We start from the raw sequence: 12,450 nt of genomic DNA, 5'->3' as shown, positions 1-12,450 counted from the left end.
AGTCGTCCAGCAACCATTTCCGCTGGCCCTATATCCGGTGTTCATGATTGAAAGAAACGCTGATGAATGCGCCGTGAGTAGGCCAGCCGTCAATGGAAACTCTTTACTACGCATTTCCTCGTCCCCCCCAAACCGATTCCACGCGGCAGATTGCTGTCCTGTCCGTAGTTTTGTCAATTGATCAATGTCAGGTGTGTGAACGGATTTGATCAAAACGAAGCCGCGTCAAATCTGCGGGCACCCTCGAAGTCAGGCCGTCAAGCACTTCATCAGTCGCCTGATGCAGGCGACCGACAATATGACGGCAGATTTCGGCATGGTGCCTGCCGAGCCGACATTTTACCGGGTGAAGTAAGCCGGGAGATATGCCAGCTTCGATTGCACGTCGGGAACAAAGTGTGACGAACAAGATCATCGATTAATGATGACGACGATAAATAGCGCGGGGGCGGAACTGAAAACGTTGGAACTGGCTCAGAATGAGCAAAATTACATGCGCGAACTGCGCAGGGCGTTTCACAAACACCCGGAACTTTCCCTGAATGAAAAGCGCACTTCTGCGCGCATCAGGAAAGAGCTTGATGCAATCGGCGTTCCATATACTCAGGTCGGAGAGTTTGGGATCGTGGCAACGATAGTTGGCACACAAAGCGAGCGAGTTATCGCTTTGCGTGCCGATATGGATGCTTTGCCAATAGAAGAAGACAATCCTCATCTGGAATACAGATCTGACGTGCCTCGCGTGATGCATGCCTGCGGTCATGACGGGCATGTCGCCATGCTGTTAGGGGCAGCGCGGGTTCTCGTCCAGGCGCGCGATCAGCTTCGTGGAACAGTCAAGCTGTGCTTTCAACAGGCTGAGGAAGTTGGCGAGGGAACGGAAGACATTCTGCGAGAACTCGCTGGATACAGCGTTGAAAGCGTTTTTGGCATTCACCTCTGGTCTGAGTTGGAGACCGGCAAAATCTCCATTGAAGCTGGCCCGCGAATGGCGGCAGGGCAATCCATCGACCTAACGATCCATGGTGTTGGAACACACGGCGCCTATCCCAACAGGGGCGTCGACCCCATCATCGCGACGGCAGCAATTATCATGAATTGTGCCGCATTGGTTAGTCGCGAATTTGACCCGACTGAACCTGTCGCATTAACTTTTGGAAGTATCTGCGGCGGCAATGCAGATAATGTTATTCCGGATAGTGTCAGGGTCTCGGGCACCATGCGTGCAACGCGACCAGAGGCGATGAGCTATCTTGAAGACGCGCTAAAGCGGACGGTAACGAGCACGGCGGATGCGTTTCGTACACGCGCTGAAATCAGGTTCAGCGGTGGCGTTTCGGCTGTGACCAATGATCCAACATGCAGCAATGTTGCACGGCGCGCCGTTCACGCTCTTGGTCTGGAAAAGGACTGTATCAGTTTCAATACGATAATGGCGTCAGAGAACTTCGCCGACTTCCTGAAAGTCTATCCAGGTGTCTTTGCTTTTGTCGGCGTGCGCAACGAAAAAATCGGCGCTGTCTACCCGCACCACCATCCGAAATTCAACATTGATGAAGAAGTCCTTTTCAGGGGAGCGGCGCTGTATGCGCAGTACGCAATAGAATACTTCAAATCAAATGAATAAAACGAGCATCTATATATGACAATATTTAGAGTTCATATTTTCAAATCAAAAACATGGGAGGAAATCATGAAATATTTGAAAACAATAGCAATAACTCCATCAATAATCGCGATGGCACTGTCTTTAGGAGCAGGCATTGCTCACAGCGATGAGCCGATGAAGTTGATCATTGGTACAGAGGGCGCCAATCCACCAATGAACTATCAATTGGCAGATGGCACGGTTGCCGGATTTGAGGTTGAGATCGCCAAGGCGCTCTGCGACCAAATGAAAGCGCAATGTGAATTTGTTGCTCAGGATTGGGATGGCGCTATTCCCGCCATACAATCGGGGAAGTTTGATGCGTTTCTGGCTTCCATGTCCATCACCGAGGAGCGTAAGAAGCAGGTTGATTTCTCCGACAAATACTTCAACCCACCTCCCGGAATGGTGGCATTGAAAGATGCAAAAATTAGCGGCGTCTCCAAAGATGATCTTGCCGGCAAGACCATCGGTGTGCAGGGCTCAACGACCCATGCAAATTACGCAGAAGCTTACTTTACCGACAGCACGGTAAAGGCTTATCCAACGTCCCAGGAATTCAAACTGGACCTCGTGAACGGACGTCTTGACGCCATTAATGATGACAGTGTGTCTCTTGCGGAATGGCTTAAGACACCGGAAGGGGCCTGCTGCAAAATGGTCGGCACATACCCGCCCGTTTCAAAATACCACGGAGCGGGTGTTGGAGCTGCGATCAAGAAAGGACGCCCGGAACTGATCGCAAAGTTCAACGAAGCGATCAAAGCGATCCGCGTCAACGGAAAGTATAAGGAAATCAATGATAAATACTTTGATTTCGATGCTTTCGGAGCTGACAACTAAGCATCTTTGATGGGGGAAAAGCATCGCTAAGCTTCATTTGAGTGCTAACGGCGCCCCTCCGGATTGCAAGCCATTGCGCTATGGGCGGTTAACAGTCCATAGCGCGGGGATTTATATCACTGCGCGGCATTCAACCGGCATCCCCGACAGTGAGTTCAGGCGTATTCGCCTCGATTTCTGCAGCCAGTTTTCTTCCGAACAGGACGCCAGAAAATTCCGGTCTTCTTTGAGATACAACAAATCCGCTTTAGGCCTGTCACTCTAGAATGGCTCGAATGATGATGCGGCTGTCGTCATCATGCTTCGAAGCCTGACAGCCACGGAACAATATGATGTCGGCAGAACCTGTCTCACTATCCCCCGTAATTGATGTTCGCACCATACCGCCCATTTCGCGACACGCGACGATCTTCTCGATGATTGATGCGCTCGAACCCGGTGAGGCGCTGGAAATCATCAACGACCACGACCCGGTGCCGCTGCGCCATCAGCTCGAAACACGCAATCCGGGTACATTTTCGTGGGTTTACAAGGAAACAGGTCCACTGTGGCGGGTCGAGATCGGTCGTCGAAAAGGCCATCATGGTGCTGACCATGAGTGCACCTGCGGCAATCACTGAAGTCTTATAGGCACAACGTCCGGGACGAATTGAGATGATCGGCGCGACGCTTTCCCGTTGGACCCTGTCCTATTTTACCGCTTCGCTGGCTTTCCTCGTCTTTGGACTTGCCCTGATGGCAGGCGGTTTCGGCTTTCCGGGTCATGGAATTCGCGCGGCTGAAACACTCATAATAGTGCACATCATCTGTATCGGTTGGCTTGCGCTGCTCATGAGCGGAGCACTGCTGCAATTCGTGCCGGTTCTGGTGAACCGATCTCTGTGGGGAAGCCGAGCAAGCCTCCCCGCCTTGCTTCTAATCGTGACGGGCCTGTCTGGCCTGCTCGTTGCTTTTGCCGGCATGGCTGGCCTTACAAACAGCCCGGCATGGTTGCTCCCGGCCTCGGGAATTCTGCTCACCGGCGGTTTTTCCGTCATTTTCTCCATATTGAGCATGACGCTCTGGCTCGCTCGCCCGATCGCCCTGCCCGCCCGGTTCGTTGCGGCAGGCATATGCTGCCTTCTGATAACGGCTTTGCTTGGTAGTATTTTCACCTTTGCGCTTTCCGGCTTCACGGAGCAACTCGCTCTACTCCAGATTGCCGGAGCGGCGTTGCCGGTTCACGCCGCGCTTGGCCTTGGCGGCTGGATGACCTTTACCGCGATGGGCGTAAGCTACAGACTGCTGACAATGTTCATGTTGTCGCCCGATGCTGCGCGGCCGACCACCAGAATCATATGGTGGGAAGGCGCTGCTGCCCTGACCATCCTCGCTGTCGGAATAGTCGTTGTGGCATTGGGGATGGGATCAATTGAAGTTGCCGTCACGGCTGCACTTGTTCCCGGCATCGCCTGCATCGCACTCTATATCATTGATATTCATGCGATCTATCGGCAGCGCAAACGCAAGACGATAGAGCTGAACAGCGCCGCCAGTATTCCCGCCTTCATCGCGCTTGGGCTCTCGCTCCTTCTGGCAATTGCCCTGTTCTGGACGGGCATCTCCGATGCGATGATTGCTGCCCTCGTCTATCTGTTCACCTTTGGATGGCTGACCGGCCTCAGCCTTGCGCAACTCTACAAGATCGTACCATTTCTGACCTGGCTCGAATGCTATGGCCCTGTCATGGGTCGGGCACCGACACCGCGCGTCCAGGATATGGTGAGCGAGCGCCGCGCACGACAGTGGTTCGCTCTTTATTATACTGGCGTTGCAGTCGCGACGTTGGCTTTGATTGCTGATTACCCAGCCGCTTTTCGCTTGGCCACAACCTTGAATCTCGTAGCGATCCTTGCATTGATCGTGCACTTCTTCCGCGCCCGACGGCTTCTCGATGTACCGGACGGCATACGTCTGCCAAAAGGGGCGACCCTGCCGCATCTCATCTATGCTGGCGAACCAATTCTCAGGAGATCGAAATGACAGTCTCAGTTCAGGACATCTCGCACCACGTGCTGGACGTACGCCCGCTGATCAAGGGCGGTGTGGAACCATTCAATGCGATTATGGGGGCAATCGACAAGCTTTTGCCGGGGCAAAGTCTTCTGCTGATCGCGCCATTCAAACCAGCGCCGCTTTTCAGTGTCATGGAGCGGAAAGGCTTTTCCGCACAGCCAGAACCACTGGAGAATGGTGACTGGCAGGTCCTATTTACGCCGGTGAACGATGCCGCTCCCGAACTGCGGTTCTCGGACAATGTTGTATCGCCGGATGTCTGGCCGGAACCATCGCGCTATCTCGACTGTACGGACATGCAGCCGCCTGAGCCGATGGTGCGTATACTTGCCGAGGTGGAAGTGATGCCGGCCGGTGCGGTTCTGTTTGCACTGCTGCATCGCGAGCCTCTGTTCCTCTTCCCCGAGCTTGAAAACCGCGGTCACGAATGGGTAGGCAACTTCGATGAGACCGGCGCCGCCTATCGTATAATGATCCGCGTTGGAGACGCGAGGTAGGTGTCATGCAACACGAAACACATGCCCTTATGGAAAAGCAGATCATCGAAAGCCTCCGTCTGGTGCTCGATCCTGAACTCGGATTCAACCTCGTTGATCTCGGCATGATCTACAGCATCGACATTCAGGACAATGGGCTGGTCCAGATCGATATGACGACCACTACCCCCGGTTGCCCGGCAGCGGGTTTTCTCACCGATGCCGTTCGTGCCAGCGTCGAAACTGTTGAGGGCGTCCGTGCGGTGAATGTCGAACTGACCTACGAACCGGAGTGGATTCCGGAAATGGCGATGCCAGAAGTGCAAGCACGGTTCGCACTCTAGGCGCCCTATACACTAATCATCAAAGCCAGCGAACGGAACTGATCTGTTCGCTGGCTTCACTTTTGATCGAACCTCTATGTTTCAGCCTTTGTTCCAGCGCAAATAAAGCACAACATATGTCAAACAACCATTTTAACTAATTGATATTTAACAACTAATATTACTCAACTTTCCGCATCACCTTGATCGCAGTCAAGGACCATCGAAACGTCTCTTTCTATAATCGGCATGACAGAGCAGGAAATGCTCGGTCCTATCGTAAAGGAGAGTATCGATGGTCGACCAGATGCAAATCAGCCGCCGTAGCATATTGGCGGGAGCCGCCTTGGCTGGGGCCCTCGCGCCGGTTCTGGCAAGCACATCCGCCTGGGGACAAGGCGCGGTGAGAAAGGCAAGTGCAGCAGAGATAGCGGCACTCCCGCGCCAGAAGGTGGAGTTGGTGGATCCTCCCTTCGTGCATGCCCACAGTCAGGTTGCAGAAGGTGGCCCCAAGGTGATCGAATTCACCATGGTGATTGAGGAAAAGAAGATCGTCATCGACGATGCGGGCACCGAAGTCCATGCCATGGCATTCAATGGCACCGTTCCCGGACCGCTGATGGTTGTACATCAGGATGATTACCTCGAGTTGACCCTCATCAATCCCGAAACCAACACGCTGATGCACAATATCGACTTCCATGCGGCAACAGGTGCATTGGGCGGCGGTGGTCTGACCGAGATCAATCCGGGAGAGAAGACCGTCCTGCGCTTCAAGGCGACGAAGCCTGGCGTCTTCGTCTACCACTGCGCACCTCCCGGAATGGTTCCCTGGCATGTCGTGTCGGGCATGAATGGCGCAATCATGGTGCTGCCGCGCGAAGGCCTGCACGATGGCAAGGGAAAAGCCCTGACTTACGACAAGGTTTATTATGTCGGCGAACAGGACTTCTACGTACCGCGCGACGAGAACGGTAAATACAAGAAATACGACGCGCCCGGCGATACTTATGAAGACACGGTCAAGGTCATGCGCACCCTCACCCCGACTCATGTCGTGTTCAACGGCGCTGTGGGTGCATTGACCGGCGACAAGGCGATGACGGCAGAGGTCGGCGAGAAAGTCCTGATCATCCATTCGCAGGCCAACCGCGATACGAGGCCACATCTGATCGGGGGGCACGGTGACTACGTCTGGTCTACCGGAAAATTCAACACCCCGCCTGATGTCGATCAGGAAACCTGGTTCATTCCAGGTGGGGCAGCCGGAGCAGCTTTCTACACGTTCCAGCAACCCGGTATCTATGCCTATGTGAACCACAATCTGATCGAGGCTTTTGAACTCGGTGCCGCGGCCCATTTCAAGGTAACGGGTGAGTGGAATGACGACCTGATGACGTCGGTCCTCGCACCATCCGGCACGTAAAGCAAATGCATGAAGGCGCTTCGCCTCCCAGAGCGCCTTTGGCAAAACCTTGGGCGGTTCCCGTCAAAACGGAAGTGGAACCGCTCTGTCTCTCTGCACGCATTATCCGACGCGAAATCCCTTCGCACTTTCGCTGGAGATGCTCTGAACGATGCTTTTTGATGAAAGGCTTGGGACTGCACCCATCTGCCTCCCGGATAGATGCGGTCTCTTGATATCCCATGAACGAAGGCAAAGGAAAAAAGTGCCTGCGCGAGCTTGCCGTGGCCGTTCCGGCGGTTCTACTGGCCGTCGTCGCCGGATTGTTCGTTGTTGACGCTGTCGGGCGACCGGACCGAGTGATGCCGGGCGCATCAACCGTCGGACCGGAAATGATCGTCATTACCCCGCGCACAATGACTTATCGTGCTGATGGCGACTTTCAGAAGAACAACTATCCTGTCGATGCCCCGTTGACCACCCGCAAGCTGCAGCGGGCATTCGAGATCATGAAGTATCAGGTCAGCGCGACCGACTACGAACGCTGCGTCGCCGATGGTGACTGTCAATCTGCCGAGACATTGCCACACAATCACGATGCATCCGCTACAGATGCTCCCATAGTTGGCGTCAGCTATGACGATGCACAGAACTATGCTGACTGGCTTTCGCGAAAAACCGGCGAAATCTGGCACTTGCCCACAGATGAGCAATGGGCCTTCGCTGCTGGCTCACGTTTCCCCGACGATGCACTTGGCGTCGAGGATGATGCCGCAGCCAACCCGGCTCTGCGCTGGCTGAAGGACTATGAAAAACAAAGCGCCCGCAAGCTGGATAGAAATCCCGCGAGACGTCCTGCCGGTGCATTCGGTGTCAACGAACTGGGCGTGGCCGACATCGCAGGCAATGTGTGGGAATGGACGCAAACCTGCCACCGCCGCGTCAATATCGATGCCTATGGCAAGCAGATTGCCGAAATGCCGTCATGCGGCGTCTATGTCGTCAATGGCAAGCACCGCGCGGCCATGAGTTCGTTCATTCGCAACCCGAAAACCGGCGGATGCAGCGTCGGCGTCCCACCTGATAATCTTGGTTTCAGACTGGTCCGCGACAACCGCTGGCACGTTGTGATGTGGAAGCGCATCCAGAATATCGGCGCATGAGGGATTAGCTGTGAATGTCCGATCCCCGGCCCCGAAAACAATTCCAAGCCCGCTTTGCTGTGCTAAGGTAAATGTGTGGTCCTGGAGTGTGAGAAACGCAATGTCCATGATAGATCGCGGGCTGGTCAGGAAACTGTCGCTGTTCGCAAAAATGAGCGATAGCGAACTTGATAAACTTGTTTCGTACGCCTCTATAAAACGCGTTCCTCCAGGAGAGGCAATTTTCGAACAGGGCGATGAGGCCGTTCTTTTCTACCTCCTCCTGCACGGTCGGCTGAAGGTCAATCAGGTGACGCCGGACGGGCAGCAGATCATCGTCCGCATGGTGCATCCCGGCGATCTTTTCGGGTTCGCCAGAGCCTTGCAGAGAAGCGATTATCCCGGCACTGCGATTGCCGTCGCTGAAAGCATAGTGCTGGCCTGGCCTACGGAGCTTTGGGATTACTTCGTCGAGCAAAATCCCGGTCTGGCAATGAATGCAATCCAGACAATCGGCAAGAGGCTGGAAGAAGCCCACACGCGCATCCGTGAAATGTCGACGGAAGAAGTGGAGCGGCGTGTTGCACACACCGTTCTGCGCCTCGCACGTCACGCAGGCCGGAAAGAAGAAGATGGCATCCGGATCGATTTTCCGATCACGAAGCAGGATATCGCCGAAATGACCGGAACAACGCTGCATACAGTGTCACGTATTCTCACCGGTTGGGAGGCGCTGGGGTTTGTTCGTGGCGGACGCCAGAAACTGACCGTCCTCAATATGTCGGGTGTGAGACGGCTTGCCGACGGCGAGCAATAAAACCGGCAGAGAACATGAAATTCCGAACGGAAAACGTTCGATTTATAATAACTAAAATACAATAAAAACAACTAGTTGAAAGATCCTCTTCTCAAAGAGATTCGAGGCTTGTGTTCAACTCATCCGAAAACTTCCCGTTCCTCGGATTTCGCTGCGAGCAGCGCTTCTATCATCAGCTTTTCTGACAGGATATGGCGGCGCACACTCTCCAGAAAACCACGCAGCATGTATGAAATGGTGTCGGAAGCGAGGCTGGAGCGGCCCTCTGCAATCGCCATCAGGGTCTGCGACAGTTCCTCGGCGGCCAGCCGGTCATAACGATGTTCTGCCTTCAGGCGTTCAATGATAGCAGTAGCAAAATGGGAATGAGCCTGTCGGCTGAAATCGGGAAACAGAACGTCTTCTTCGAGCGCATGGGTTTCGCCGACAAGGCGCGGTATGAGCAGGGCTATCCGCCGATACTCCTCCATTGAAACGTCAGTTTCGAGATCACCGGCGACTTCTTCCAACTGCAGACACAGCTCCAGCAAGTCGTGATGGTGGGTTTCAAGACGGCTGACATCTGCTGCGCGCAAGACTGACGGTGCGTCCATGGCTCTATCTCCTCGACCTACTGACCGAGGAAGAGAACGGCTGCAATCACGATGGAAGCGGCAACTGCTGACAGCGTACCCGCACCCTGCAATGCCCCCATACGATAGAGAACCAGCGAGAAACCGATGATCGCGGGTGTCGCGACCATGAGCCCGATCTGTGCATCCGTCATTGAAACGTCCTTTGCTGTTGCCACGACACAATGTCGTCGCCAGCGCATTTCTTCTTTGCCAAAACGCAAAGAAGGCCCGAATTGCGGGCGCTAGGCATGTTCCATGTCTGGAACCGAAGAAATAGCCATAACTGCAACGAGTTCAGAGGATCGCGCGGAAGACGATCTTCTGCTCTGGATTCTCGTGTGGAGCGAACTCGTCGCCTTCGCAATCCTGCTGATTGCGTTCATTGTGATGTCGATCATCGATGTGGAAGGGGTTGCGCAGTTGCGCGCGCATCTGAGCCCCGGGCTCGCTGCAACCAACACCGTTGTGCTGCTGATGAGCGGCAGGCAGGCAGCGGTCGCCGTGCGCAGGCGCAACGACTTATATCAGGCTCGCCGGCCACTTCTGTATGCTGCCTTTTTCGGCATCGTTTTTGTGGCGATCAAACTGGTCGAATATTCGCATGAAATCCTGTTTGCAGGCGATGAAGCGACGGGGTCGTTCTTCGAGCTTTATTTTCTCCTGACCGGTTTTCACCTGATGCATGTGCTGTTCGGCTCGGTCGTACTGGCTCTTGTCGCATGGCGACCGACACGCTCGAATGTCCTCCTTATTACGACGCTCTGGCACGCCATCGACCTCGTATGGCTGGTGATGTTTCCCGTCCTTTATCTCGCGTGAGGCTCATTGTGTCTGATCGTAACTCCCCTTCCCTGACCCGCACATTTGTCATTCTGATTCTCCTCGCTCTAAGCGGTGCATTCATCGCAAGCACCAGCGCCGGAATGCTCGCCGCAATTGTCATCGTGTTGATTCTGGCTTTCGCGAAAGGCTGGTTCGTTATCCTCGACTTCATGGAAATGCGCGGAACCAACGGCATGTTGAAGCCCGCCTTGCTGGCTTGGCCTGCTGTTTTGCTCACGCTTGCTCTTGCGCGTTCCATCCTCGTGCGAACCCTCTTCTGAACAACCGTGTCTGTGTTTGCCAAATCGCAAAGAAGGCTTTCCTCCGACCGATAGAACAGTCCTGTCCCGTGATGCTGGCGAGGGGATTGACCAGCCACATTATCGACGGGGGGATTAGATGCCGAGGCTCCGCCTTCGGCCAATGAAAGGACGAAGGGGATGGCAGAACGCCTAACCAAGACCGGCGCCCGAAACGTCTTCTACGGCGGTTCTATTTTCTTTTTCGCGATCTTCGTGGGGCTGACGGCGCACAGCCACTACTACATGAAAACAACTTCCACGGACGAGTCCACGCTGACGGACGCGGTCGCACGCGGCAAGCACATCTGGGAGAAAAACTCCTGCATCAACTGCCACACGCTGCTCGGCGAAGGCGCCTATTTTGCGCCCGAACTTGGCAATGTCTGGAAGCGCTGGGGCGGCGAAGAAGACCCGGAAGGCGCACGCGAGACGATGAAAGCCTGGATGCAGGCCCAGCCTACGGGAATCGAAGGGCGTCGCCAGATGCCCCAGTTCAACCTGAGCGAACAGGAACTCAACGATCTGGCTGATTTCCTCGAATGGACCAGCCGCATCAAGACGCAGAACTGGCCGCCTAACGAGGCAGGCTGAGCGCGGGATGAACGGAGTTACACGATATGAAATATGAAAGCCAAAAGGTCGCGATGCTCTATTTCTATGGAGCACTCGTGCTGTTCATCGCGCAGGTCGCATTCGGCGTTCTCGCCGGTACGATCTATGTCCTGCCCAATACGCTGTCAGAGCTCCTCCCCTTCAACATTGTCCGCATGATCCATACGAATGCGCTGGTCGTCTGGCTGCTGATGGGGTTCATGGGCTCGACCTACTATCTGCTGCCTGAAGAGACGGAGACCGAACTCTACAGTACCAAGCTTGCTGTCATTCAGTTCTGGATGTTTTTTGTTGCAGCAGGCGTTGCCGTGGTGGGTTATCTTTTCAAGATCCATGAAGGCCGAGAGTTTCTCGAACAGCCATTTATCATCAAGGTCGGCATTCTTGTCGTCTGCCTGATGTTCATGTTCAACATTACCATGACCGCCTTGAAGGGCCGCAAAACGACAGTCACCAACATTCTGCTGTTTGGCCTGTGGGGACTGTCCCTGTTCTTCCTGTTCGCCTTCTACAATCCAATCAATCTCGCACTCGACAAACTCTACTGGTGGTACGTCATCCATCTGTGGGTTGAAGGCGTGTGGGAACTCATCATGGCGTCGATCCTCGCCTTCCTGATGATCAAGCTCAACGGTATCGACCGCGAAGTCGTCGAAAAATGGCTTTATGTCATCGTGGGCCTGGCCCTGTTCTCCGGCATTCTCGGAACGGGTCACCACTATTACTGGATCGGCGCGCCCGGTTACTGGCAGTGGATCGGTTCGCTGTTCTCGACGCTGGAAGTCGCTCCGTTCTTCACCATGGTCATCTTTACCTTCGTGATGACATGGAAGGCCGGTCGCAAACATCCAAACCGTGCTGCCCTTCTCTGGTCCATCGGTTGTTCGGTGATGGCTTTCTTCGGTGCTGGCGTATGGGGCTTCCTGCACACGCTGTCGTCGGTCAACTATTATACCCACGGCACGCAGCTTACCGCCGCCCACGGCCACCTCGCCTTCTTCGGCGCCTATGTCATGCTTAATCTTGCCATGATGGCCTATGCGATCCCCGAACTGCGCGGACGGGCCCCTTATAATCAGATGCTCTCCATGGTGAGCTTCTGGGCGATGTGCACGGCAATGTCTGTCATGACCTTTGCACTCACTTTCGCAGGCGTGGTGCAGACCCATCTGCAACGTGTTCTGGGTGAGAGCTTTATGGTCGTGCAGGACCAGTTGGCGCTGTTCTACTGGATACGCCTCGGATCCGGCGTCGTCGTTGTAATCTCGGCCTTCATGTTCATCTGGGCCGTGCTGGTTCCAGGCAAGGAACGCCGTGAAAATGCAAACGGTTTGATACAGCCCGCCGAATGATCGACACCAAGCCCCGCCTGATGGCGGGGCTTCATTGCT

16 protein-coding genes are annotated in these 12,450 nt (G+C 54.7%); 14 read left to right on the top strand and 2 right to left on the bottom strand.

Annotation, left to right across the window (positions count from 1 at the left end; all coding sequences use genetic code 11):
- Window positions 1-205 precede the first annotated feature (205 nt).
- The 10 genes from CQZ93_RS26565 (at window position 206) to CQZ93_RS04900 (ending at window position 8,709) form a co-directional block, all read left to right on the top strand.
- The gene (locus CQZ93_RS26565; protein WP_181153312.1) at window positions 206-355 is read left to right on the top strand and encodes a hypothetical protein; all 150 of its coding nucleotides are present in this window, start codon (window positions 206-208) and stop codon (window positions 353-355) included.
- 66 nt (window positions 356-421) lie between these two features.
- A complete protein-coding gene (locus tag CQZ93_RS04940; RefSeq protein ID WP_286152135.1) occupies window positions 422-1,627 on the top strand; it encodes a M20 metallopeptidase family protein in 1,206 nt (401 codons plus the stop codon).
- 66 nt (window positions 1,628-1,693) lie between these two features.
- Entirely contained in the window at window positions 1,694-2,491 is a 798-nt protein-coding gene (locus tag CQZ93_RS04935; protein WP_105541595.1) for a transporter substrate-binding domain-containing protein, read from the top strand.
- 332 nt (window positions 2,492-2,823) lie between these two features.
- Entirely contained in the window at window positions 2,824-3,111 is a 288-nt protein-coding gene (locus CQZ93_RS04930; RefSeq protein WP_105541594.1) for a DUF2249 domain-containing protein, read from the top strand.
- A 34-nt stretch (window positions 3,112-3,145) separates the two neighbouring features.
- Window positions 3,146-4,513 carry a hypothetical protein gene (locus CQZ93_RS04925; RefSeq protein WP_105541593.1) on the top strand — a complete coding sequence of 456 codons (1,368 nt, stop codon included), beginning with the start codon at window positions 3,146-3,148 and terminating at the stop codon, window positions 4,511-4,513.
- Window positions 4,510-5,043 carry a DUF2249 domain-containing protein gene (locus CQZ93_RS04920; protein WP_105541592.1) on the top strand — a complete coding sequence of 178 codons (534 nt, stop codon included), beginning with the start codon at window positions 4,510-4,512 and terminating at the stop codon, window positions 5,041-5,043. Before CQZ93_RS04925 ends, CQZ93_RS04920 begins: the two co-directional genes overlap by 4 nt.
- A 5-nt stretch (window positions 5,044-5,048) precedes the next feature.
- On the top strand, window positions 5,049-5,366 hold the full coding sequence (locus CQZ93_RS04915) for a metal-sulfur cluster assembly factor (RefSeq protein ID WP_105541591.1): 318 nt from the start codon (window positions 5,049-5,051) through the stop codon (window positions 5,364-5,366).
- Window positions 5,367-5,640: 274 nt separating this feature from the next.
- Window positions 5,641-6,771, top strand: a complete 1,131-nt coding sequence (gene nirK / locus CQZ93_RS04910; protein WP_105541590.1) for a copper-containing nitrite reductase — start codon at window positions 5,641-5,643, stop codon at window positions 6,769-6,771.
- Window positions 6,772-6,992: 221 nt separating this feature from the next.
- On the top strand, window positions 6,993-7,913 hold the full coding sequence (locus CQZ93_RS04905; protein WP_105541589.1) for an SUMF1/EgtB/PvdO family nonheme iron enzyme: 921 nt from the start codon (window positions 6,993-6,995) through the stop codon (window positions 7,911-7,913).
- A 100-nt stretch (window positions 7,914-8,013) separates the two neighbouring features.
- On the top strand, window positions 8,014-8,709 hold the full coding sequence (locus tag CQZ93_RS04900; protein ID WP_105541588.1) for a Crp/Fnr family transcriptional regulator: 696 nt from the start codon (window positions 8,014-8,016) through the stop codon (window positions 8,707-8,709).
- 119 nt (window positions 8,710-8,828) lie between these two features.
- Here the strand turns inward: CQZ93_RS04900 and CQZ93_RS04895 are convergent, their stop codons facing one another.
- Together CQZ93_RS04895 and CQZ93_RS26560 are read right to left on the bottom strand one after the other, a co-directional pair.
- Entirely contained in the window at window positions 8,829-9,302 is a 474-nt protein-coding gene (locus CQZ93_RS04895; protein ID WP_105541587.1) for a hemerythrin domain-containing protein, read from the bottom strand.
- 17 nt (window positions 9,303-9,319) lie between these two features.
- The gene (locus tag CQZ93_RS26560; RefSeq protein WP_010660610.1) at window positions 9,320-9,475 is read right to left on the bottom strand and encodes a hypothetical protein; all 156 of its coding nucleotides are present in this window, start codon (window positions 9,473-9,475) and stop codon (window positions 9,320-9,322) included.
- A 103-nt stretch (window positions 9,476-9,578) separates the two neighbouring features.
- On the opposite strand from CQZ93_RS26560, the gene CQZ93_RS04885 reads away from it, so the two are divergent.
- The 4 genes from CQZ93_RS04885 to CQZ93_RS04870 all read left to right on the top strand — a co-directional run bounded on the left by CQZ93_RS04885 (window position 9,579) and on the right by CQZ93_RS04870 (window position 12,411).
- Window positions 9,579-10,142 carry a cytochrome c oxidase subunit 3 gene (locus CQZ93_RS04885; RefSeq protein WP_105541585.1) on the top strand — a complete coding sequence of 188 codons (564 nt, stop codon included), beginning with the start codon at window positions 9,579-9,581 and terminating at the stop codon, window positions 10,140-10,142.
- Window positions 10,143-10,150: 8 nt separating this feature from the next.
- The gene (locus tag CQZ93_RS04880; RefSeq protein WP_105541584.1) at window positions 10,151-10,426 is read left to right on the top strand and encodes a cytochrome C oxidase subunit IV family protein; all 276 of its coding nucleotides are present in this window, start codon (window positions 10,151-10,153) and stop codon (window positions 10,424-10,426) included.
- A 159-nt stretch (window positions 10,427-10,585) separates the two neighbouring features.
- Window positions 10,586-11,038: a c-type cytochrome gene (locus CQZ93_RS04875; RefSeq protein ID WP_010660607.1), complete on the top strand. Its 453-nt coding sequence runs from the start codon at window positions 10,586-10,588 to the stop codon at window positions 11,036-11,038.
- 26 nt (window positions 11,039-11,064) lie between these two features.
- Window positions 11,065-12,411: a nitric-oxide reductase large subunit gene (locus tag CQZ93_RS04870; RefSeq protein WP_105541583.1), complete on the top strand. Its 1,347-nt coding sequence runs from the start codon at window positions 11,065-11,067 to the stop codon at window positions 12,409-12,411.
- The last annotated feature ends 39 nt before the right edge of the window (window positions 12,412-12,450 follow it).

Source organism: Ochrobactrum vermis, assembly GCF_002975205.1.
GTDB lineage: Bacteria > Pseudomonadota > Alphaproteobacteria > Rhizobiales > Rhizobiaceae > Brucella > Brucella vermis.
This window is presented reverse-complemented; position numbering and strand designations above follow the sequence as displayed.

What these genes read in the sequence shown, in the direction of transcription:
- CQZ93_RS04925 (WP_105541593.1), top strand. Translation starts at nt 3,146, where the DNA reads ATGATCGGCGCGACGCTTTCCCGTTGGACCCTGTCCTATTTTACCGCT.
- CQZ93_RS04940 (WP_286152135.1), top strand. Translation starts at nt 422, where the DNA reads ATGATGACGACGATAAATAGCGCGGGGGCGGAACTGAAAACGTTGGAA.
- CQZ93_RS04895 (WP_105541587.1), bottom strand. Translation starts at nt 9,302, where the DNA reads ATGGACGCACCGTCAGTCTTGCGCGCAGCAGATGTCAGCCGTCTTGAA.
- CQZ93_RS04905 (WP_105541589.1), top strand. Translation starts at nt 6,993, where the DNA reads ATGAACGAAGGCAAAGGAAAAAAGTGCCTGCGCGAGCTTGCCGTGGCC.
- CQZ93_RS04900 (WP_105541588.1), top strand. Translation starts at nt 8,014, where the DNA reads ATGTCCATGATAGATCGCGGGCTGGTCAGGAAACTGTCGCTGTTCGCA.
- CQZ93_RS04935 (WP_105541595.1), top strand. Translation starts at nt 1,694, where the DNA reads ATGAAATATTTGAAAACAATAGCAATAACTCCATCAATAATCGCGATG.
- CQZ93_RS04870 (WP_105541583.1), top strand. Translation starts at nt 11,065, where the DNA reads ATGAAATATGAAAGCCAAAAGGTCGCGATGCTCTATTTCTATGGAGCA.
- CQZ93_RS04885 (WP_105541585.1), top strand. Translation starts at nt 9,579, where the DNA reads ATGTCTGGAACCGAAGAAATAGCCATAACTGCAACGAGTTCAGAGGAT.
- CQZ93_RS04875 (WP_010660607.1), top strand. Translation starts at nt 10,586, where the DNA reads ATGGCAGAACGCCTAACCAAGACCGGCGCCCGAAACGTCTTCTACGGC.
- CQZ93_RS04930 (WP_105541594.1), top strand. Translation starts at nt 2,824, where the DNA reads ATGTCGGCAGAACCTGTCTCACTATCCCCCGTAATTGATGTTCGCACC.
- CQZ93_RS04915 (WP_105541591.1), top strand. Translation starts at nt 5,049, where the DNA reads ATGCAACACGAAACACATGCCCTTATGGAAAAGCAGATCATCGAAAGC.
- CQZ93_RS04920 (WP_105541592.1), top strand. Translation starts at nt 4,510, where the DNA reads ATGACAGTCTCAGTTCAGGACATCTCGCACCACGTGCTGGACGTACGC.
- CQZ93_RS26560 (WP_010660610.1), bottom strand. Translation starts at nt 9,475, where the DNA reads ATGACGGATGCACAGATCGGGCTCATGGTCGCGACACCCGCGATCATC.
- nirK (WP_105541590.1), top strand. Translation starts at nt 5,641, where the DNA reads ATGGTCGACCAGATGCAAATCAGCCGCCGTAGCATATTGGCGGGAGCC.